Annotated in this window: 16 protein-coding genes and 1 pseudogene; 7 read left to right on the top strand and 10 right to left on the bottom strand. The window is 61.7% G+C overall.

Features of this window, described 5'->3' with window-relative positions; genetic code table 11:
- Positions 1-20: 20 nt before the first annotated feature.
- The gene (locus NKI17_RS08205; RefSeq protein WP_023675105.1) at positions 21-764 is read right to left on the bottom strand and encodes an alanyl-tRNA editing protein; all 744 of its coding nucleotides are present in this window, start codon (positions 762-764) and stop codon (positions 21-23) included.
- Positions 764-1,798 (bottom strand): cysteine synthase A, encoded by a 1,035-nt coding sequence (locus NKI17_RS08200; protein ID WP_023675106.1) that lies wholly within the window; start codon positions 1,796-1,798, stop codon positions 764-766. The genes NKI17_RS08205 and NKI17_RS08200 overlap by 1 nt, the downstream gene beginning before the upstream one ends.
- Before the next feature lie 215 nt (positions 1,799-2,013).
- Here NKI17_RS08200 and NKI17_RS08195 point away from each other — a divergent pair, with 215 nt between their 5' ends.
- Together NKI17_RS08195 and NKI17_RS08190 are read left to right on the top strand one after the other, a co-directional pair.
- A complete protein-coding gene (locus tag NKI17_RS08195; protein ID WP_352457508.1) occupies positions 2,014-2,835 on the top strand; it encodes an SDR family oxidoreductase in 822 nt (273 codons plus the stop codon).
- Positions 2,836-2,860: 25 nt separating this feature from the next.
- Positions 2,861-3,016, top strand: a pseudogene (locus NKI17_RS08190) (alpha/beta hydrolase); the annotation flags it as partial.
- Between the two features lie 102 nt (positions 3,017-3,118).
- Here the strand turns inward: NKI17_RS08190 and NKI17_RS08185 are convergent.
- Positions 3,119-4,537 carry a DEAD/DEAH box helicase gene (locus tag NKI17_RS08185; protein WP_352905639.1) on the bottom strand — a complete coding sequence of 473 codons (1,419 nt, stop codon included), beginning with the start codon at positions 4,535-4,537 and terminating at the stop codon, positions 3,119-3,121.
- Positions 4,538-4,924: 387 nt separating this feature from the next.
- On the opposite strand from NKI17_RS08185, the gene NKI17_RS08180 reads away from it, so the two are divergent.
- Both NKI17_RS08180 and NKI17_RS08175 read left to right on the top strand, forming a co-directional pair.
- Positions 4,925-6,457, top strand: coding sequence for an acyl-CoA carboxylase subunit beta (locus NKI17_RS08180; protein WP_352905638.1), 1,533 nt, complete (start codon positions 4,925-4,927; stop codon positions 6,455-6,457).
- Between the two features lie 7 nt (positions 6,458-6,464).
- Positions 6,465-7,535 carry a M48 family metallopeptidase gene (locus tag NKI17_RS08175; RefSeq protein ID WP_352568585.1) on the top strand — a complete coding sequence of 357 codons (1,071 nt, stop codon included), beginning with the start codon at positions 6,465-6,467 and terminating at the stop codon, positions 7,533-7,535.
- Between the two features lie 44 nt (positions 7,536-7,579).
- On the opposite strand, the gene NKI17_RS08170 is transcribed toward NKI17_RS08175, so the two are convergent.
- Together NKI17_RS08170 and NKI17_RS08165 are read right to left on the bottom strand one after the other, a co-directional pair.
- Complete coding sequence (locus NKI17_RS08170) at positions 7,580-9,583, bottom strand: hypothetical protein (protein ID WP_352568584.1); 2,004 nt, start codon at positions 9,581-9,583, stop codon at positions 7,580-7,582.
- Positions 9,580-11,109, bottom strand: coding sequence for an NAD(P)H-hydrate dehydratase (locus tag NKI17_RS08165; protein WP_352905637.1), 1,530 nt, complete (start codon positions 11,107-11,109; stop codon positions 9,580-9,582). The genes NKI17_RS08170 and NKI17_RS08165 overlap by 4 nt, the downstream gene beginning before the upstream one ends.
- 357 nt (positions 11,110-11,466) lie before the next feature.
- Between NKI17_RS08165 and NKI17_RS08160 the strand changes: the two genes are divergently transcribed.
- Together NKI17_RS08160 and glnA are read left to right on the top strand one after the other, a co-directional pair.
- Positions 11,467-11,805 (top strand): P-II family nitrogen regulator, encoded by a 339-nt coding sequence (locus NKI17_RS08160; RefSeq protein WP_019857988.1) that lies wholly within the window; start codon positions 11,467-11,469, stop codon positions 11,803-11,805.
- Positions 11,806-11,859: 54 nt separating this feature from the next.
- Positions 11,860-13,269 (top strand): type I glutamate--ammonia ligase, encoded by a 1,410-nt coding sequence (glnA, locus tag NKI17_RS08155; RefSeq protein ID WP_352577835.1) that lies wholly within the window; start codon positions 11,860-11,862, stop codon positions 13,267-13,269.
- Positions 13,270-13,385: 116 nt separating this feature from the next.
- On the opposite strand, the gene NKI17_RS08150 is transcribed toward glnA, so the two are convergent.
- On the bottom strand, positions 13,386-14,426 hold the full coding sequence (locus NKI17_RS08150; protein ID WP_352784981.1) for a glutamine synthetase beta-grasp domain-containing protein: 1,041 nt from the start codon (positions 14,424-14,426) through the stop codon (positions 13,386-13,388).
- 319 nt (positions 14,427-14,745) lie between these two features.
- Here NKI17_RS08150 and NKI17_RS08145 point away from each other — a divergent pair, with 319 nt between their 5' ends.
- On the top strand, positions 14,746-14,940 hold the full coding sequence (locus NKI17_RS08145) for a DUF2735 domain-containing protein (protein ID WP_352622508.1): 195 nt from the start codon (positions 14,746-14,748) through the stop codon (positions 14,938-14,940).
- Positions 14,941-15,009: 69 nt separating this feature from the next.
- On the opposite strand, the gene NKI17_RS08140 is transcribed toward NKI17_RS08145, so the two are convergent.
- The 4 genes from NKI17_RS08140 to NKI17_RS08125 all read right to left on the bottom strand — a co-directional run bounded on the left by NKI17_RS08140 (position 15,010) and on the right by NKI17_RS08125 (position 19,787).
- Positions 15,010-16,899 (bottom strand): MFS transporter, encoded by a 1,890-nt coding sequence (locus NKI17_RS08140; protein WP_352593862.1) that lies wholly within the window; start codon positions 16,897-16,899, stop codon positions 15,010-15,012.
- Between the two features lie 187 nt (positions 16,900-17,086).
- Positions 17,087-17,878 carry an ATP12 family chaperone protein gene (locus NKI17_RS08135; protein ID WP_352905636.1) on the bottom strand — a complete coding sequence of 264 codons (792 nt, stop codon included), beginning with the start codon at positions 17,876-17,878 and terminating at the stop codon, positions 17,087-17,089.
- Positions 17,879-17,880: 2 nt separating this feature from the next.
- Positions 17,881-18,738, bottom strand: a complete 858-nt coding sequence (locus tag NKI17_RS08130) for a DMT family transporter (protein WP_502894453.1) — start codon at positions 18,736-18,738, stop codon at positions 17,881-17,883.
- Between the two features lie 68 nt (positions 18,739-18,806).
- Positions 18,807-19,787: an RluA family pseudouridine synthase gene (locus NKI17_RS08125; RefSeq protein WP_352593859.1), complete on the bottom strand. Its 981-nt coding sequence runs from the start codon at positions 19,785-19,787 to the stop codon at positions 18,807-18,809.
- Positions 19,788-19,806: the final 19 nt, after the last annotated feature.

Raw genomic sequence — 19,806 nt, 5'->3', positions numbered from 1 at the left:
CCGCCCGTCGCAGTCCTATATCAGGCTGGCGGCATAGGACCAAAGCGAATGCGGAAGCGCCGGTTCTCGCGGCCCTTCTTCTCGATCTTGCCGATATGGATCTCGCCGATTTCGCTGGTGCTCTTTACATGGGTGCCGCCGCAAGGCTGGCTGTCGATCGAAGCGTTCTCGCCGATGCAGACCAATCGGATCCTTCCCGTGCCGGCCGGGGGCCGCACATTCTTGGATTTCACCAAGCCCGGATTGGATGCCAGTTCCTCGTCGGAAATGAGCCGGGTGAAGATCGGGTGGTCGGCTCGCACCAGCTCCATCAGTCTGGCCGTCACGTCTTCCTTGGTAAAGCCGGCGTCCGGGATGTCGAAATCGATACGGCTGTCGTCCTCGGAAACCGCGGCGCCGGTGATCGGGAACGGACAGACGACGGTAAGCAGGTGGCAGGCAGAATGCATGCGCATCAGCAACTGCCGCCGCGGCCAGTCGATGGCGAGCCTCATGCGCTCGCCCACCTTTGGAACTGCCTGCTCCGGCGCCGGCACATGGATGATCTCGTCCTTGGTTTCGCCGGTGATCGTAGCGGCAATCGCTATGCCGGTGCCGTCGGCGCGTTCGAGGCTGCCGGTGTCGCCCGGCTGCCCGCCCGATGTGGCGTAAAACACCGTCCGGTCCAGAATGATGCCGCCGCGATCATTGACTGCGACGACGGTGGCGTCGGCCGTCCCCAGATAGGCGTCGTCACGAAACAGCGCTTCGGTCTTGTGCGCCATCACGCAACCCTTTCGAACGGTACCGAAATCGTGCTCTGTTGCTCCATCCATCCCGGCACCGGCAGCTTCTTTTCGCGCAGGAATTCAGGATTGAACAGCTTCGACTGGTAGCGCGTGCCGTAGTCGCAAAGCATGGTCACGATGGTGTGGCCGGGGCCTAGCTCGCGCGCCAGGCGAATGGCGCCGGCAATGTTGATGCCCGTCGAACCGCCAACGCAAAGCCCCTCCTCCTGGATCAGGTCGAATACGATCGGCAGCGCGTCCTCGTCGGGGATCTGGAAGGCAAAATCGGGTGTAAAGCCTTGGAGGTTGGCGGTGATCCGCCCCTGCCCGATGCCTTCGGTGATCGAACTGCCCTCGGATTTCAGCTCGCCGCTGGTGTAGAAGGAATAGAGCGCTGCCCCCAGCGGATCGGCCAGCGCGATCTTGACCTGGTTGTTTTTGGCCTTCAGCCCGAAACCGACGCCTGCCAGAGTGCCGCCGGAACCGACCGCCGACACGAAACCATCCACCTTGCCGTCGGTCTGGTTCCAGATTTCTTCGGCCGTGGTGCGGATATGGCCGTCACGGTTGGCGACATTGTCGAACTGGTTGGCCCAGATCGCGCCGTTCGGCTCACTCTTCGCCATCTGCTCGGCCAGCCGGCCCGACAGCTTCACGTAGTTGTTCGGGTTCTTGTAAGGCACGGCGGGCACTTCGATCAGCTCGGCGCCGAGCAGTTTGATTGTATCCTTCTTCTCCTGGCTCTGGGTGTCGGGAATGACGATCACCGTGCGGTAGCCGAGCGCCTTGGCAACCAGTGTCAATCCGATGCCGGTATTTCCGGCCGTCCCCTCGACGATGACGCCGCCGGGCCGCAGCAGCCCGCGCTGCTCCGCATCGCGGATGATAAACAGGCCGGCGCGGTCCTTTACCGACTGCCCGGGATTCATGAATTCGGCCTTGCCCAGGATCTCGCAGCCGGTTGCTTCCGAGGCCTTGTTGAGGCGGATCAGGGGCGTGTTGCCGATCACGTCGATCACAGAACGGGGCATGGAGATTCCTTTGTGGGTGCGGCGAAACCCTAGAAACCCGAAGCTTCGGTTTCAAGGCAAGAATTTGCCTGGTCCAGTCGCATTTCGCACACTGCAATTCCTGCAGCCAGGAGCGCCCGACCGGTATTCATTTCAACCATGTACCGAAAAGCACTCTTTTCATTCGATTTCTTCACCGGTAGAGCACAGGCTAAGAAGAGCCGGCGGGGCGCAACATGACACTCTATCGGGCCAATCCGAAGCATGGCGTCGCCTGGATTACGGGCGGCAGCAGCGGTATCGGCCGTTCGCTGGCCAAGGATCTTGCCGCTCGGGGCTATGTCGTCGCGGTGACTGCGCCAGATGACCATCCGATCGATACGCTCATCGTCGAAACGGCGCAGATGGCGGGCCGTGTCGCAGCCTATCCTTGCGACGTGACCGACGAAAAACGCATGGCGAAGACGGTTGCAGCGATCGAGAAAGATCTCGGTCCGATCGTGTTGGCAGTGTTCAACGCTGGAAGCTATATCGCAACGCCGGGCGAGGATCTTGTGGCGCGCAATTTCCGTCGGTCTTTCGAAGTCAATTATTTCGGCATCATCAACGGCCTGCTGCCAGTCATCGAACGCATGCGCGTGCGCTCGCGCGGCCATGTCGTGCTGATCGGTTCAGTTACCGCCTATTTCGGCTGGCCCACCACCGCCGCCTATGGCGGCACCAAGGCGGCGGTCAATATCCTGGCCGAGTCGCTGAAATACGATTTCGACAAGATGAACGTCCGCATCCAGGTGATTAATCCGGGCTTTGTCGACACGCGGCTGACCGAAAAGAACTTCCTGCCGATGCCGGGCTTGATGCCGGTCAATCTGGCCTCGCGCCGCATCGCGCAAGGCATCGAATACGGCGGCTTCGAAGTCACTTTCCCACGCCGCCTGAGTTGGACGCTGAAGCTGCTCAGGATGCTGCCGAGGCCGTTCTGCCGATGGGTGATCAGCACGGTCACCCGCTGGAATGCGCGGCCGCTGAATTTCGACCGCAAGCCGCCAGTCGAGTAGGATCGGTGATGGGCGAGCGATCGTACTTGCGGGTCGCTGGGGCGCCGCACATGAATTGATGCCGGCCGACGATACCGGCGACCCGGACAACCACGTCATTGCCGGCGACGCGCTGTCGCCATCGACCACGGCTTTCCTCGCGCAGCGGATCGTCGTGTGGATCGAGGCGGTGGTAAAGTGAACCAAAGGCCCCCAAGCAAGAGGGCGACCGAAGCATCGCTCCGGTCGCCCTCTTCAATCGTGTGTGACCAAGCCAGGCTTGGCCGACCGCAACACGGTCAGATTATGCGGCCCGCGCTGCTGGCCGCTTGCCGCCGAAGCGGCGCTTGTTATTGCCCTTGAAGGGCTTGGCGCCTTCCGGCTTGCGCTCGCCCGCAAAGGCCGGCTTGTCGCCGAACCGCTTCTTGCCGAAGCCATTGTTTGCGCCGCCGGGCCGCCTGCCGTCGCGACGGCCATTGCGGTCGTTGCGATCATTGGCCGGTTCGAAGCTGCGCTCGTTCTTCTCGGCGGGATTGCGCTGCGGATCGGGGCTGCCGAGATGGTCGGCAACGATCGGCAGCTTGGTGCGGATGATGCGCTCGACCTGACGCAGCTTGCTGTTTTCAGACGGGTCGCAGAGTGTGATGGCGATGCCGTCCATGCCGTTGCGGCCGGTGCGGCCGATGCGGTGGACATAGCTCTCCGCCTCGTCCGGCAGGTCGAAATTCACCACATGGCTGATGCCGGGCACGTCGATGCCGCGTGCCGCAATGTCGGTCGCCACGAGAATGCGCACCGAACCCTCACGGAAATCGTTGAATGCCTTCTGACGGGCATTCTGCGACTTGTTGCCGTGGATGACGGCGGCCTTGAAGCCGTCGCGCTCGAGATCCTTGGTCACCCTGTCGGCGCCATGCTTGGTGCGCGAGAAGATGATGACGGACTTCATCGCCTCATCGGCAAGCATGTTGGCCAGCACCTGGCGCTTCTGCTTGGTGCGGGCAAAGACGACACCCTGCACGATCTCGGCTGCCGCGGTGCTGTGAGGAGCGACTTCGACGCGGATCGGGTTCTTCAGCAGGCCTTTCGCCAGTTCGGCGATCTCGGCCGGCATAGTCGCCGAGAACAGCACCGTCTGACGGTCCGGCGCCGTCGCCTTGGCGATGCGCTTCACGTCGTTGATGAAGCCCATGTCGAGCATGCGGTCGCCTTCGTCGAGCACCAACCATTTGGTGTCGGCAAGCATCAGGTCGCCTTCACGCACAAGGTCGGTCAGCCGACCGGGCGTTGCGATCAGGATGTCGACGCCGGGCGCAACCTTCTTCACCTGGCTGAAGCGCGAGACGCCGCCCAGCACGAGCGCGGTCGATACATGCGCGCCCTTGGCGAGCAGCTTGATCATCTCCTCGATCTGCACCGCGAGTTCACGTGTCGGCGCCAGGATCAGCGCGCGGGCCGTCTTCGGCCGGCGCTTGGTGCCAAGTGCGATGATCTTCGACAGGATCGGCAGCGCGAACGCCGCCGTCTTGCCCGAGCCGGTCTGGGCGATGCCGAAAATGTCGCGGCCTTCGAGCTGCGGCGGGATCGCCTGGGCCTGGATCGGCTTCGGATCGGTAAAGCCGGCGGCATTGGTGGCCTTGAGCAGTGCGCCGGTAATTCCAAGTGCGGCGAAACCGTTCAGTTCCCCAGTGTCCTTACCGATCAAAATGTTCTCATTGGTCAAAATATTCTTCTTTCATGCGGCTTCTGGCCGCAAACATCGATGGCGGCAGGGCGCAACCTGCCGTCGAAAATTGTCATGAAACGACAAGGCGGGCGGACGTCATCGTCCACACGGCTGCGCTGTCGTGCCCGTAGGCTTCATGCCACGGGGCTTTTTCGCCACCTTGCCGATCTGTCGGGAAGAGGGAAAACAGACGCAACCAGTCTCATTCGTCGAGAAGGCCGGATTATCCCGGCCCAAGCGCCTATACGGCCGCATATGGCCCAGTTCGCTTCGGAATGCAAGGGGTCCGATGTTGCAGCGCAACAAAAGCCATGAGGAAGCGGCGCTTGCGCTCTCCCCCAGGCATGATTACCACAATCCAGCTTTCTGTTTCGGGGACCGGTCATGAAGGACGTGCTGAAGGAACTCGAGCGCCGCCGCGAGATCGCCCGCATGGGCGGCGGCCAGGCCCGCATCGACGCCCAGCACAAGAAGGGCAAGCTGACCGCCCGCGAACGCATAGACGTCTTTCTCGACGAGGGCTCGTTCGAGGAGTTCGACATGTATGTCGAGCACCGCTCGACCGATTTCGGCATGGAGAAAACCAAGATCGCCGGCGACGGCGTCGTTACCGGCTGGGGCACCGTCAACGGTCGCCCGGTCTATCTTTTCGCCAAGGATTTCACCGTGTTCGGCGGCTCGCTGTCCGAGGCGCATGCCGAAAAGGTGGTCAAGGTGCAGGAGATGGCGCTCCGCAACCGCGCGCCGATCATCGGCCTCTACGACGCCGGCGGCGCCCGCATCCAGGAAGGCGTGGCAGCCCTCGGCGGCTATGCCGAGATCTTCCAGCGCAATGTACTGGCCTCTGGCGTCATCCCGCAGATTTCACTGATCATGGGCCCCTGCGCCGGCGGCGATGTCTATTCGCCGGCGATGACTGACTTCATCTTCATGGTTCGCGAAACCTCCTACATGTTCGTCACCGGGCCGGATGTGGTGAAGACCGTCACCAACGAGACGGTCACCGCCGAAAGCCTCGGCGGCGCTTCTATCCACACGACGAAGTCCTCGATCGCCGACGGAGCCTACGACAATGACGTCGAGGCGCTGCTGCAGATGCGCCGGCTGGTCGATCTGCTGCCGGCTTCCAACACGGCGGAAATTCCCGAGATCGAATGCTACCAGTCGGTCACCGAACACGATCTGTCGCTCGACAGGCTGATCCCCGACAATGCCAACAAACCCTACGACATCAAAGAGTTGATCCTTAAAGTTGCCGACGAGGGTGACTTCTTCGAGATCCAGCAGAATTTTGCGAAAAACATCGTCACCGGCTTCGGCCGTATCGAGGGCCGCACCGTCGGCTTCGTCGCCAACCAGCCGATGGTGCTGGCCGGCGTGCTCGATTCGGATGCCAGCCGCAAGGCGGCTCGTTTCGTGCGATTCTGCGACTGCTTCTCGATCCCGATCGTCACCTTCGTCGACGTGGCGGGGTTCCCGCCCGGCACCGCGCAGGAATATGGTGGGTTGATCAAGCACGGCGCCAAGCTTCTGTTCGCCTATGCCGAAGCGACCGTGCCAAAGATCACCGTCATCACCAGAAAGGCCTATGGCGGCGCCTATGATGTGATGGCCTCGAAGCATCTGCGCGGCGACATGAACTATGCCTGGCCGACGGCGCAGATCGCGGTGATGGGCGCCAGGGGCGCGGTCGAGATCATCTACCGCAAGGACATCGGCGACGCGGAAAAGATCGCGGCACATACAAAAGCTTACGAGGATCGCTTCCTGTCCCCCTTCGTTGCCGCCGAGCGTGGCTATGTCGACGAGGTGATCATGCCGCATTCGACCCGCCGCCGCATCGCCCGCGCGCTCAGGATGCTGCGCAACAAGGATATGCAAAACCCCTGGAAGAAGCACGACAACATTCCGCTGTGAGGGGTTGATGTCGCGCCTGGTCCTCTATGTAGGAGCGCGTTTCGGCAGGTTTGCCATCCTGCTCTTCGCCATGCCGCTGTTTTGCCCAATACTCCTGTGGTTCTGGTTCCTCGATTGCTATCCGCTCGCTGTCATCGCGACTGGCGTTGTTGCAATCCCGGCCGCGATGCTGGCCATCGTTCTGTTGATCGGGACATTGTTCGCCGGTTTTCGACCCAGCAAGGTGGACGGGATTACTCGGGAATCAGCCCCGAAATTGTGGGCCGTCTGGGAGAGTATTGCCGGCAAACACCGCGCCAGCCGCACGAGCATCATCCTGAGCGACGATCTCAACGCCAGTATCGGTGAAGAGCGGCCGTTTCTGGGCCTGCTTGGTCGCAGGGCAATTCTCACCGTGGGCCTGCCGCTGCTCGCAGCGACCGACCAAAAGGGGTTTGCGGCGATCTTGGCCCATGAGGACGCCCATCTGAAAAATAAAGATACAAATGGCGGGCTCAACCTGGCCGAACTCGAAAAGAGCTTCGATCTAATCTTCGACTTCGCCCCACCGGGAAAAACCGTTTCGGGCAGCCTGTTCTACTGGATGCTTGGCCCGCTGTCGCGCACGCTGGAGCGCGAAGAAATACGGTTGTCGCGGCGGGCGGAAATTGACGCAGATCGTCATGCAGCGATGTCCGGCGATGCATATGAAACGGCGCGCGCCCTGCTGCTGATCGGTGCTGCCAGTGCGTTCTTCGATGACCAAGTGTATATTCCGCTTAAACGTGAACTGCTTGGCACCATGGTACCGCCTCGTCCACCACTTGAAAGAGTTCTGGCGGCCGCCAGTCACCTGTCGAGGCTTCCCATCCTGCAAGAATATGCGCAAAAGGCCTGGGACGCGCCAGATAAGGAAAGCGCGGATCATCCGCCCTGGTCCGAACGTTTGACTGCTCTTGGATTTAGCTCGGCTCCAGAGATAGAACCAGTTCTGGTTTCCGCCTTGTCGAGCCTGCTGAGCGATGAGATCGTCGCCGAACATGTCCGCCATTTCGACGGCGAATGGACATCGAAGATCGCCGACTATCTCGATCGATAGCTATCCACCTGAAACTATAGCGGCTAATGCGCAGTCGGCGCAGGCTATTCCGCTTCCGCCGCTCCGAACCCGGCCCCCCTCGTCGCGCGGACAGCGCCCGACCATGGCGTGGCGTGATTGTCGATGCGCATCTGGAAGATAAAATAAGTCGGCGAGCAGAAGCCGATGCCCTTCACTTTGCCGATACTGGGTGTATCGGGCGGCAGCGACTGGCACATGTAATCCTCGCGGCAGAAATGGTCGGCCGAACAGGCGGGACGATTACCGCGATTGACGGCGCCGCCGAGGCACTGGTCGAAGTTATTGGTCGCCACGCAGGTGTCGAATTTCTTGCCGCCGACCAGTCCGCAAATCTCGTTCGGCATCGGCTTGCCCGTCTTGAAGGCGGCAAAGCTGCGATCCCGGTCGTCGCAGCCGCGATAGGCGATACCCGCCGGCACACCGATCTTCGGCGGTCGGCAGGTGTAGGCGGCGCGCGAAATGCTTGGCGCGAACGCCGCGAACTGACCGGTGATGGTATACCGGTCATTGAAAGGCTGTGCCGGGTTACTGGCGATGGATCCCGTTAAACAGGGGTGGCCGGAAAACATGTCTTCGCTGTGCTTGGGCAACAGGCATTGCGCCAGCTTGGTGCGTACGCCGGACGAGGTCGCCAGCGGCGTGCAGACGGTGCCGGCGCCGCATTGCCAGGTCGCGCCGAAGCGGGCCGCATCCGCCGGCATCAGGCACGGCATCGCCATCTCGGCCGGCGAATAGGCGATTTCGCCGGCATCGTTCCAGGTCGCCGGCGGCGCGAACGATAACGGGCGAAAGCGGTTCGGTTCCTTGCCGTCGGCAGTCGCGCGCAGCCAGGCGACGCGGCGCGGGATGTCGGCGTGGAGATGCGGGGAGATGCCGACCTCGATGCGGTTGAGCGGCGAGGTCGTCTTGTCGTCGAGGCCGATGAAATGGAAGCCGGCGGTCGAGCCCGCCTGATGGCAGCCCTGGCAGGCGCCGTTGTCCAGCCGCTCGACCAGTGCCTCCGGCGTGCGCACCAGCTTCATTGCAGAGAAATCGACACCAGCGAAATCCGCGGACTGGAACAGTGGCGTGAACAGGTGGTTGGCCTGCCTCGCACTGCCGAAGGTCGACCAAGAGATGACCTTCCTTGCCAGGAATTCCTCGGGAATCTGGTAGACGCCGAGATCGACCGCCGCGACATTGGTGCGGACATAGTCGGCAAGTCTTGCTTTCAGCGCAGCGTCTTCGGCGAGACGTGCCGTATCGGGCGTGTTTTCCAGCGGCTTTTCGCTGGCAGCCGCTCCGTCCATGCCGAAAATTCGCATGAGATAGGCAGCCTGCCCGCCGAATTCGGTCTCCTGGCCGGAGGGGAAGCGCACCACTTGCCCATTGAGCTCGAGCTGCTTGAAGGTGAGCGCCGTCCTTTCCAGCGGCCCACCGGTCAGCCAGCCGGCATCGACGCTCTCGTCGACTTGTGGTGCCCAGCGTCCGGCGACGCCGACACAACCGCCGTCGGCATCCGGCGCGGCATCGTAGACGGCACTGAAATTGAATGGCAGGCGCGAGGCCAAAACCTTGCCGTTCTTCTTGAAGCTGTAGGCGAGGCGATAGATGAAGCGCACTTCGCCGCAACTCGTGTCGCCTTGCAACGCGGCGAAGTCGCGCCGGTCGAGCCGGTTGACGATGCCGACGAGGCGGAAGCGCGCGGCATCGGTCCTCAGCCAGCGCATGTCCATGACACGGCCAACATTGCCGTCGGTCACCTCGTAGAGCGGCCGACCGCCGGCCTTCATCTCGGCCCGCAATGCTGCGACGTCGCTTGCAATCGTTTCGACAATCGCGTGATAGGCCGGAGCCTTGTCATAAAGCGTCTTCAAATCGCCCTTGCCATCGACGCCGAAAATGCCGGCGAACCCGTAACCGTTGCTGTCGAGGGCGGCGAGAACGGCCGGGTCGTCGACGATCGTCAGCGGAGTTTCGGCGTTCGCAGCCTGCGCCATGAATACGGCGCTGACGATCGCAACGAGCAGCGTGAACATGCGGTTCATTCGGCAGCTATCCCGCGACTTTCGATAAGCTCGCGCAGGACCGGCACTAGCGCCGGCGGCAGGTCCTCGGCGATCAGCCCCGGTCCGAAACGGCTGCCGGCCTCGGCATGGATCCAGACTGCCGCACAGGCCGCTTCAAAGGCCGGCATGCCCTGCGCCAGCAGCGCGGCGATGATACCCGACAGCACGTCGCCCGAACCGGCGGTGGCCAGCCAAGGCGCGCCATTGCCGTTGATCGCTGCCCGGCCATCGGGGGCCGCAATCACAGTGTCGGCACCCTTGTAGACGAGAATGGCGTTGGCCCGTTCGGCTGCGGCGCGTGCCTTAGCGAGTTTGGACAGGTCCTTGTCCCCGGCGATATCTGAAAAAAGCCTGGCGAATTCGCCGTCATGCGGCGTCATCACCAGAGCCGGCGCGCTCGGCCGGCTGGCGGCTTCGAACAGGGCATCCGGCGCGTCGCGAAACGATGTGACGCCGTCGGCGTCGAGCACCAAGCCCTCAATCCCGCCGCCCTGCCCATGGGCGCCATTCACCACGGCCAGGGCGAATTCGCGCGTCTTCTCACCAATGCCAAATCCCGGGCCGAGCACGAAGGCCGATGGTCGGCGACTGCCGACGAATTCGTCCACATCCGCGACAGTGTCTACCTTGCGCAGCATGATCGAGGTCAGATGCGCCGCGTTCACATGGATGGCGTTCGCCGGCGACAGCATGGTGACTGCCCCTGCCCCGCTCCTTGCCGCGGCAAGCGCCGACAGCCGCGCAGCACCCGTCGCCGACGGCCCTCCGGAAAAGACGCCGACATGGCCGCGTTTATACTTATGGGCGTCGACGGCCGGAACCGGAAAGCGGCCAAGCCAGAGCGCCGGAATGTTCTCGAATGTTCGTGGTTCAAGCTGCGCAACAACACTGTCGCTTATGCCGATATCAGCGAGCACGATTTCGCCGCACAGCTCGCGCCCCGGCAACAAAAGATGGCCTGGCTTTTTTCGCGCAAAGGTCACGGTGATTCGGGCGTGGAAAGCCTGACCGAGGACATTGCCGCTCTCACCGGAGACGCCCGACGGCAGGTCGACCGCGACGACCGGCGAATTCAACTCCGCCACATTGTCGATCGCCTTGGCGGGGTCGCCGGATAGCGGCTTGGACAGCCCCGCCCCGTAAAGCGCATCGACCACGATCGAGCCCGTCTCGGCAACGAAATCCGACAGCGGCCGAGCTTCAACCGGGCACTCCGAGGCAGCGACTGCCGCATCGCTGCCGCCTTTAGGCGATCCGGACGCCCATACCGAGACGTCGACGGCGCTCTCCCGAAGGATGCGCGCCACGACATAGCCGTCGCCGCCATTGTTGCCGGGGCCGCAAAGCACGTGGACGCGCGTTGCGTTCGGGTAGCGCTTGAGTACTACGGCAGCAACCGCAGCACCGGCATTGCGCATCAGGCCGATGCCGTCGAATGGACCAGCGGCAATCGCCAGCCGGTCGGCCTCGGCCATGTCGGACGGAGACAGAAGTTCATTGCTCATGCGGGCGACATGCACATCATTTCCCCAAGCATTGTCCAGTTTTTGATCCGACGCAAACAACGAAGGTCCCCAAGCAATTTGGCGGCGTACATCGTTCGGGACGACGGCGCGCAGCTGCCCATGAAATACCCGATCTGCCCAATTTTTGTGCGGACGGCAGGACCGGCGGTGTGTAGGCTCGCGGCATTCATGGCGCATCCAACGCTGCGAATGACGCGAATGTACATTCCCGCGTGGCATGGTATCCAAATCATGTGAGGCCGTTCGGCGCCCCATCAATTGGCACAGTTCGTGCTTGATTGAGGCGCAAGCGGGGCTCACAACCCGTCTTTTTTGGCAGTGGAGGCCACTTTTTACATGAAAAAGATCGAAGCGATCATCAAGCCGTTCAAGCTAGACGAAGTGAAGGAAGCGCTTCAGGAGGCCGGCCTGCAAGGTATCACCGTTACCGAGGCCAAAGGGTTTGGCCGCCAGAAGGGCCATACCGAGCTTTATCGCGGCGCCGAATATGTCGTCGACTTCCTGCCGAAGGTGAAAATCGAGGTCGTGCTCGGCGACGATGCGGTCGAAGCCGCGATCGAAGCCATCCGCAAGGCGGCCCAGACCGGCCGCATCGGCGACGGTAAGATCTTCGTCTCCAATATCGAGGAAGTGGTGCGCATTCGCACCGGCGAAACCGGCATGGACGCCGTCTGAATTTTCCCGTTAAAAGGCCATGTTCAAAACGTCATCACATAGGGAAGCAGGGACATGACGACAGCCAAAGACATCATGAAGCAGATCAAGGACAACGACGTTAAGTTCGTCGATCTGCGCTTCACCGATCCGAAGGGCAAACTGCAGCACGTTACGATGGATGTCGTCGAGGTCGAGGAAGACATGTTTGCCGATGGCGTCATGTTCGATGGTTCCTCGATCGCAGGCTGGAAGGCGATCAACGAGTCCGACATGGTGCTGATGCCGGATTCCGATACGGTGCATATGGACCCGTTCTTCGCGCAGTCGACCATGGTCATCCTGTGCGACATCCTCGATCCGATCTCCGGGGAGTCCTACAATCGCGACCCGCGCGGCACCGCTAAAAAAGCCGAGGCCTACATGAAGGCCGAAGGCATCGGCGACCAGATCTTCGTCGGTCCTGAAGCCGAGTTCTTCGTGTTCGACGACGTCAAGTACAAAGCCGATCCCTACAACACCGGCTTCAGGCTGGATTCCACCGAACTGCCGTCCAATGACGACACCGACTACGAGACCGGCAATCTCGGTCACCGGCCGCGCATCAAGGGCGGCTATTTCCCGGTGCCGCCGATCGATTCGGCACAGGACATGCGCTCGGAAATGCTCACCGTGCTCGCCGAAATGGGCGTGCGCGTTGAAAAGCACCATCACGAAGTGGCCGCCGCCCAGCACGAGCTCGGCATCAAGTTCGACACGCTGGTCCGCAACGCCGACAAGATGCTGATCTACAAATATGTCGTGCACCAGGTCGCCAATGCGTATGGCAAGACGGCCACTTTCATGCCGAAGCCGGTGTTCGGCGACAACGGCTCGGGCATGCACGTCCACCAGTCGATCTGGAAGGAAGGCAAGCCGACCTTTGCCGGCAACGAATATGCCGGCCTGTCCGAGAGCTGCCTGTTCTACATCGGTGGCATCATCAAGCATGCGAAGGCGATCAACGCCTTCACCAACCCGCTGACCAACTCCTACAAGCGCCTGGTGCCGGGCTATGAAGCGCCGGTGCTGCTCGCCTATTCGGCACGCAACCGCTCGGCCTCGTGCCGCATTCCGTTCGGCTCGTCGCCGAAATCCAAGCGCGTCGAGGTCCGCTTCCCCGATCCTGGTGCCAACCCCTATCTCGCCTTTGCCGCCATGCTGATGGCGGGCCTTGATGGCATCAAGAACAAGATCCACCCGGGACAGCCGATGGACAAGGATCTCTACGACCTGCCGCCGAAGGAATTGAAGAAAATCCCGACCGTCTGCGGCTCGCTGCGCGAGGCTTTGCAGAGCCTCGACAAGGACCGCGGCTTCCTTAAGGCCGGCGGCGTCTTCGACGACGACCAGATCGACAGCTATATCGAGCTCAAGATGGCCGAGGTGATGCGCTTCGAAATGACGCCGCATCCGGTCGAATACGATATGTACTATTCGGTGTGATCCGGATCGTTGCAGCCAATAGAAAAAACCCCGGCAGAGACGCCGGGGTTTTTTATTGTGATGCGATTGGAGAGAAAGTCACGGCGCAGACCTGAGGTCCACGCCATGACGAATGCTCAAGCCGCGGCCGAAACCTCGGCGCTGGTCGGGACGGAGGCGATCGTCTTCAATATCTGCGAGGCGATCTGGTAGGGGTCGCCCTGCGAGTTCGGCCGGCGATCCTCGAGATAGCCCTTGTAGCCGTTATTGATAAAAGAATGCGGCACGCGGATCGAGGCGCCGCGGTCGGCGATGCCGTAGCTGAACCTGTTCCACGGCGCCGTCTCGTGCTTGCCGGTCAAACGCTTGTCGTTGTCCGGCCCATAGACGGCGATGTGATCCATCAGGTTTTTGTCGAAGGCCGCCATCAGCGCTTCGAAATACGCCTTGCCGCCGACTTCGCGCATATAGGCTGTCGAGAAGTTGGCATGCATGCCGGAGCCGTTCCAGTCGGTGTCGCCGAGCGGCTTGCAGTGATATTCGATGTCGATGCCGTATTTCTCGGTCAGGCGCTGCATCAAATAGCGTGCCATCCACATCTGGTCGGCGGCCTTCTTGGAGCCCTTGCCGAAGATCTGGAATTCCCACTGGCCCTTGGCCACTTCGGCGTTGATGCCTTCATGGTTGATGCCGGCGGCAAGGCAAAGGTCGAGATGCTCCTCGACGATCTCCCTGGCGACTGAGCCGACATTGCTGTAGCCGACGCCGGTATAGTACGGGCCTTGCGGCGCCGGATAGCCGCTCTCGGGGAAGCCGAGCGGGCGGCCGTCCTTGTAGAAGAAATACTCCTGCTCGAAGCCGAACCAGGCGCCCTCGTCGTCGAGGATGGTGGCGCGCTTATTGGAGGCATGCGGCGTCACGCCATCGGGCATCATGACCTCGCACATGACGAGCGCGCCATTGGTGCGGGCGGGATCCGGATAAACGGCGACCGGCTTCAGAACGCAATCGGAGCTGTGGCCCTCGGCCTGCATGGTCGAAGAACCGTCGAAGCCCCACAGCGGAAGCTGGTCGAGCGTCGGAAACTCGGCATAGTCCTTGACCTGCGTCTTTCCGCGAAGATTGGGAACCGGGGTGTATCCATCGAGCCAAATGTACTCGAGCTTGTATTTCGTCATTCTAGCCTCTCGTTGCTTGATCACCGAACCCTGGATGGCGCCGGAGCAGGCCGGCCTATCCAGCAGCCGACCTGCCGGATTATTAAAAAGCAATTCGTGTGCCATTCTCGCCGGCGATGGATGCGGCAAAAGTGAGGTTGTATCCACCCAAAATCGCTGGTCCGCCGTCATGCTGCGCTCGGATCATCCACAAGCATATTTTGCACAAATAATGTGCAAGTACTGATCTTTTTGTAATCATGTTGCCTATTTCGATTGCTGAACCTATGTTGGGGAAAGGTTGAATCGGCAAGGTTCTGTCGAAGAAAGGAAACCGACAATGGAAATCACTTCCACTCGTCAGTCGGCCAAAATCCTGATGTTCCCGGTGGCAGCGCGCGCTTCTGCCTCAAATTTAAGCGGAAAGGCTAAGTTCGCGGCAGAACTCGCTTCTTTGCGCAACCGAACGGATTTCGGAAGTGCCTGGTATCATGAAACAGCGATCGAGGAAGCGAACCAGGATCGGAAGAGCTAAGCCCTGCGCTCGATAAATTGAAAAAGCCCGGCGCGATCGCTCGCGCCGGGCTTTGCTTTGAACCGTCGGCTACTGTTTGGTGTGCAGGTCCGTTCCGAGCGTATCCCTGACAAAGATCATGCCGATGATCAGCGACATCGCCGCGATCACCACTGGGTACCAGAGTCCGTAGTAGATATCGCCCTTGTAGGCGCTGAGCGCGAACACCGTCGCCGGCAGCAGCCCGCCGAACCAGCCGTTGCCGATATGGTAGGGCAGCGACATGCCGGTGTAGCGGATGCGGGTCGGGAACATCTCGACCAGGATCGCGGCAATCGGCCCGTAGACCATCGTGACGAAGATCACGAGGATGAGCAGGATGCCGATCGTCATCGGCCAGTTGACCGCCGCCGGGTCGGCGAACATGGCAAAGGGACCGCCGCCTGGTACGGTGTAGACGGTGACCTCGGGAGCTCCCGCAGCCTCATCGGCAGTCAGCAGCTTGTCCTTGATCGCCTGGTCGGCCGGAACCATGGCCTTCTCGCCGGCGCGGATCGCGGCCGCATCGAGCTTCAGTTCGGGATTGGCCGCGATGAAGGCTTCGAGCTTCTGATCCGGCACCTTCGCCGCTGCCCGTTTCAGCGGATAGCCGCCGTCCTGAAGCGCCGTGTTTACCGCCTTGGCGAAAACAGCGTCCTTGGCCTTGGCTTGATCGCCGGCTGCGGTGGCGTCATACGACTCAACCGTCTCGTTGCCGATTTTGACCGACGCAGCAGTGCCGGGCGCTGCCGTGGCCACTACGTCATAAGGCACCGAGTTCTTGGTCAGAAACGAGGTGGCGATATCGCAGGACGTGGTGAACTTCGCCGTGCCCACCGGGTTGAACTGGAACTTGCAGTCTCCCGGTGCCGCGGTCACCGTCGCACGGGTGTTCTGCTGCGCGGTGGCGAGCGCCGGGTTGGCTGCCCAGGTCAGCGCCTTGAACAACGGGAAGGTGCAGACGATCGCCAGTGCAAGGCCGGCCATGATAATCGGCTTGCGGCCGATCTTGTCGGAGAGCCAGCCGAACACGACGAAGAAGATCGAGCCAACAGCCAGAGCAATCGCGATCATGATGTTGACCGATTGCGGATCGACCTTGAGCACGTTCTGCAAGAAGAACAGCGCGTAGAACTGGCCATTGTACCAAACTACGGCCTGACCGGCTGTGAGGCCGAGCAGCGCCAGCAGCGCGATCTTGGCGTTCTTCCACTGACCGAAGGCTTCTGACAGCGGCGCCTTGGAGCCTTTGCCTTCGTCCTTCATGCGCTGGAAGGTCGGCGATTCAGAAAGCGACAGCCGGATCCAGATCGAAATGCCGAGGAGGAGGAAGGAAACGATGAACGGAATGCGCCAGCCCCAGGCGGCGTAGGTTTCCTTGGTCATCGACCCCTGGACGATCAGGATGACGATCAGCGACAGGAACAGGCCGAGCGTTGCCGTCGTCTGTATCCACGACGTGTAGTAGCCGCGGCGATCGTCGGGTGCATGCTCGGCGACATAGGTGGCGGCACCGCCATACTCGCCGCCGAGCGCCAGGCCCTGCAACATGCGCAAGATGATCAGGATCACGGGAGCGGCGATGCCCAAAGTCGCATAGCCAGGCAGCAAGCCGACCAGGAAGGTCGACAGGCCCATGATCGTCATGGTGACAAGGAAAGTGTATTTACGGCCGACAAGGTCGCCGATGCGGCCGAACAGCAATGCGCCGAACGGGCGCACGAGGAAGCCAGCGGCAAACGCCAGCAGCGCGAAAATATTGCGCGTCGCTTCCGGAATGGTTGGACTGAAAAAAGTCGAACCAATGAACACTGCCAGCGAGCCGTAGAGATAAAAATCGTACCATTCAAAAACGGTGCCGAGCGAGGAAGCGAAGATGACCTTCTTCTCCTCGCGCGTCATGCCGCGGCTTGTTTTGCCGGCGGTCGATGCCATTGCCATGAGTGTATCCTCCCGTGTGATTCCGTCAGTCCTCGATGCTGCGCGTCATCGTCCGCGTTTCCTCGCAACGCAGACTCAGTGCAGCCACCGGTGCAAAAAATGACAGAAAGCGCCGTCCAGAGGCAGACCGTCTTTGGGATTATGACTTTGGTCTAATGTGCAGTGCGAAATAGAAACGACGGTGCGGTCAGCCTTTGAGAGCTTCGAGCAGGCTGACTGCCGCCATCATGTCGCGCTTGCGGGCCGCGCGGTGCGCGACGGCCTCGGCATCATGGCCCCATTGCTCGGCCTGCCAGTCCTCGTCGACATTACCGGCAGCCCAGGCCGCCTCGCCGTCGAGCTCGCCGAAATCGACAGCCAGCGCCAGCAGCGCCGATCCGGTCAGCGACGTCATGACGTGGATGGCGGCAAGGCGCAGCGGATCGGCACGTTGGGCAAGATGCTGGCCAAGCAGCGCGATACTCTCGCGCGGCTGTTCGACATGGATCACGCCTTCGGCAAGATGGAACCGGGCGCCGAGCGCGCTGCGCACCCAGTCGATGACCGGATCCCAATGCTCGTTCTGCCGGTCGACGAGTCCTTGGGGCGTATCGGCGCGGTAGCAGAGCAGATCGGACGAGGCAAAGCGCAGGATGTCCTCCAGCACGGCCTGGGGATCACTGGCGACGCCATCGATTGCCGTATTGACCAGACGCATCACCGGCATCGTCACCGGGTTGATGGTCTCCTCCTGTGCGGCGAATTCCTCCGCGACGAGAGCAGCCGCCTTTTCGGTCGGCAGCGCCAGCAGCGCCTTGGCCGGCATGCGGACGGGCTTGCCATCGAGATGGACGGCAAAACCGTCTTCGACCGGTGCTACCGCGACGGTCTTGTAGAAGCGCTTCGGCAGCGGCGTCTTCATCTGGATCTGGGCGCGACGCACCGGGTCCGGATCAGAGAGCTGCTTTCCAGCTTCGAGGTCGTTCAATATATCGCGCATGCTCATCCGGGACTTTGTTTTCGGGCCGGCCGGTTGACGATGATGAGTCCGGCGGCGATGAGGCCGAGTGCCAGGAAGATACGAACGGTCAGCGGCTCGTTCAAGAACACGGCGCCGCAAAGCACACCAAACACGGGCGACAGGAAGGTGAAGCTCGACAGTCCAGATGCAGGGTAACGCCGCAGCAGCCAGAACCACAGCACATAGGTGAACGCGACAACGTAGACGGCCTGGAACAGCAGAGCCAAGGTTGGCAAGACGGTAAAGTTGCGGACGGGCGGCCCGGCAAAAGGCATCACCAAAATGCCGACGACGGCGGCCCCGGCCAGCTGATAGAGCAGCAGCTTTTCGGCGCTGGCCGTCACCAGCTTTGACCGCTTGATGACGATATTGGTCACGGCCCACAGAATGCCGGCACCGAGACTGAGCAAATCGCCGCTCAGCGTCGCGCCGCCACTGGCGCTCAGTTTATCGGAAAACACCGCGATCAGTCCGGCGAAAGCGAGCAGAAGACCAACGAGCTTGCGTGCCGTGACGCTTTCGCCCAGCAGGAAATGACCGCCGACCAGCATCCAGAACGGCATGGTGTTGACCAGCAAAGTGTTGCACACGACAGTGGTATGCTCGAGCCCGACATACAGGAACAGGAACTCGAGACCGAAAAGCGCGCCTGCCAGAATGCCGGCGACGAGGGTCTTGTCGGGCGTGAACAGCGCAATGCCGCGCCAGCGGCACCAGCCGAAAACACACAAGCCGCCGATGACCGACCGTGCGATCGACAGGAAAACGGGATCGTAGTCGGCATAGGAGATCTTGGCGGCGACGTAGTTCAGTCCCCAGGAAAAGGTCAGCCCAACCATGATGGCGGCGGCCGCCAGATCGACCGCGTCACGGCGGTCGAGCGTATCTGTGGCGACGCCCACCGCCGCTAGTCCTCCGCGCTCGCGTCGTCGAAACCGAGCAGGTTCCAGCTCTGGCGCATATGCGGCGGCATCGGTGCGGTGACGTCGACAAAGCCCTTGTCGGGATGCGGGATGACGATGCGGCGCGCGTGCAGATGCAGCCGGTTCTGCATGCCGCCGGGAAAATCCCAATTGGTGTCGGCCTCGAAATATTTGGGGTCGCCGATGATCGGGCAACCGATATGGGCGGCATGGACGCGAAGCTGGTGGGTGCGCCCGGTATAGGGTTCCATTTCCAGCCAGGACAGCGTCTGCGCCGCCTGCTCGACGATGCGGTAATAGGACACGGCGTGATCGGCGCCCTTTTCGCCATGCTTGGCGATGCGCACACGATCGCCGTCGGGCGTCGGTTCCTTGATCAGCCAGGTCGAGATCTTGTCCTCGCGCTTCGGCGGCACGCCCTTGACCAGCGCCCAGTAGGTTTTCTTCGTCTCACGCGCCCGGAACGCTTCGGCGAGCTTCATGGCGGCGAGCCTTGTACGAGCGACAACCAGCACACCCGACGTGTCGCGGTCGAGCCGGTGCACCAGACGCGGCTTCTCGCCCTTCTGGTTGCGCCAGGCTTCCAGCATGTCGTCGACATTGCGGGTGACGCCAGAGCCGCCCTGGACCGCTAGGCCGGCCGGCTTGTTGAAGACGAAGACCTTCGGGTCCTCATGGATCAGCATCATTGCCAAAACGTCGGCGTCGCCCTGGTTGCGGATCGAATGACCGGTGAGCGGGCTTTCACCTTTCTTGTCGACTTCGAGCGGCGGCACTCGGACCGTCTGGCCGGCTTCGACGCGGGTATCGGCCTTCACCCTGCCGCCGTCGACGCGGATCTGGCCGGAACGCAGCAGCTTCTGCAGATGACCGAAACCGAGACCGGGGAAATGGCTCTTGAACCAGCGGTCGAGCCGCATGCCCGCCTCGCCGGCGTCCACTGTGATCTGTTCAACGCCTGCCATGATTCCAATCGCCGTTTTG

It is taken from the genome of Mesorhizobium sp. M0816 (assembly GCF_040320005.1).
Classification (GTDB): Bacteria; Pseudomonadota; Alphaproteobacteria; order Rhizobiales; family Rhizobiaceae; genus Mesorhizobium.
Note: the sequence above shows the minus strand (reverse complement) of the source record. Positions and strands in the feature narration are given on the sequence as shown.

What these genes read in the sequence shown, in the direction of transcription:
- NKI17_RS08205 (WP_023675105.1), bottom strand. Translation starts at nt 764, where the DNA reads ATGGCGCACAAGACCGAAGCGCTGTTTCGTGACGACGCCTATCTGGGG.
- NKI17_RS08200 (WP_023675106.1), bottom strand. Translation starts at nt 1,798, where the DNA reads ATGCCCCGTTCTGTGATCGACGTGATCGGCAACACGCCCCTGATCCGC.
- NKI17_RS08195 (WP_352457508.1), top strand. Translation starts at nt 2,014, where the DNA reads ATGACACTCTATCGGGCCAATCCGAAGCATGGCGTCGCCTGGATTACG.
- NKI17_RS08180 (WP_352905638.1), top strand. Translation starts at nt 4,925, where the DNA reads ATGAAGGACGTGCTGAAGGAACTCGAGCGCCGCCGCGAGATCGCCCGC.
- NKI17_RS08175 (WP_352568585.1), top strand. Translation starts at nt 6,465, where the DNA reads ATGTCGCGCCTGGTCCTCTATGTAGGAGCGCGTTTCGGCAGGTTTGCC.
- NKI17_RS08170 (WP_352568584.1), bottom strand. Translation starts at nt 9,583, where the DNA reads ATGAACCGCATGTTCACGCTGCTCGTTGCGATCGTCAGCGCCGTATTC.
- NKI17_RS08165 (WP_352905637.1), bottom strand. Translation starts at nt 11,109, where the DNA reads ATGAGCAATGAACTTCTGTCTCCGTCCGACATGGCCGAGGCCGACCGG.
- NKI17_RS08160 (WP_019857988.1), top strand. Translation starts at nt 11,467, where the DNA reads ATGAAAAAGATCGAAGCGATCATCAAGCCGTTCAAGCTAGACGAAGTG.
- glnA (WP_352577835.1), top strand. Translation starts at nt 11,860, where the DNA reads ATGACGACAGCCAAAGACATCATGAAGCAGATCAAGGACAACGACGTT.
- NKI17_RS08150 (WP_352784981.1), bottom strand. Translation starts at nt 14,426, where the DNA reads ATGACGAAATACAAGCTCGAGTACATTTGGCTCGATGGATACACCCCG.
- NKI17_RS08145 (WP_352622508.1), top strand. Translation starts at nt 14,746, where the DNA reads ATGGAAATCACTTCCACTCGTCAGTCGGCCAAAATCCTGATGTTCCCG.
- NKI17_RS08140 (WP_352593862.1), bottom strand. Translation starts at nt 16,899, where the DNA reads ATGGCAATGGCATCGACCGCCGGCAAAACAAGCCGCGGCATGACGCGC.
- NKI17_RS08135 (WP_352905636.1), bottom strand. Translation starts at nt 17,878, where the DNA reads ATGCGCGATATATTGAACGACCTCGAAGCTGGAAAGCAGCTCTCTGAT.
- NKI17_RS08130 (WP_502894453.1), bottom strand. Translation starts at nt 18,738, where the DNA reads ATGGTTGGGCTGACCTTTTCCTGGGGACTGAACTACGTCGCCGCCAAG.
- NKI17_RS08125 (WP_352593859.1), bottom strand. Translation starts at nt 19,787, where the DNA reads ATGGCAGGCGTTGAACAGATCACAGTGGACGCCGGCGAGGCGGGCATG.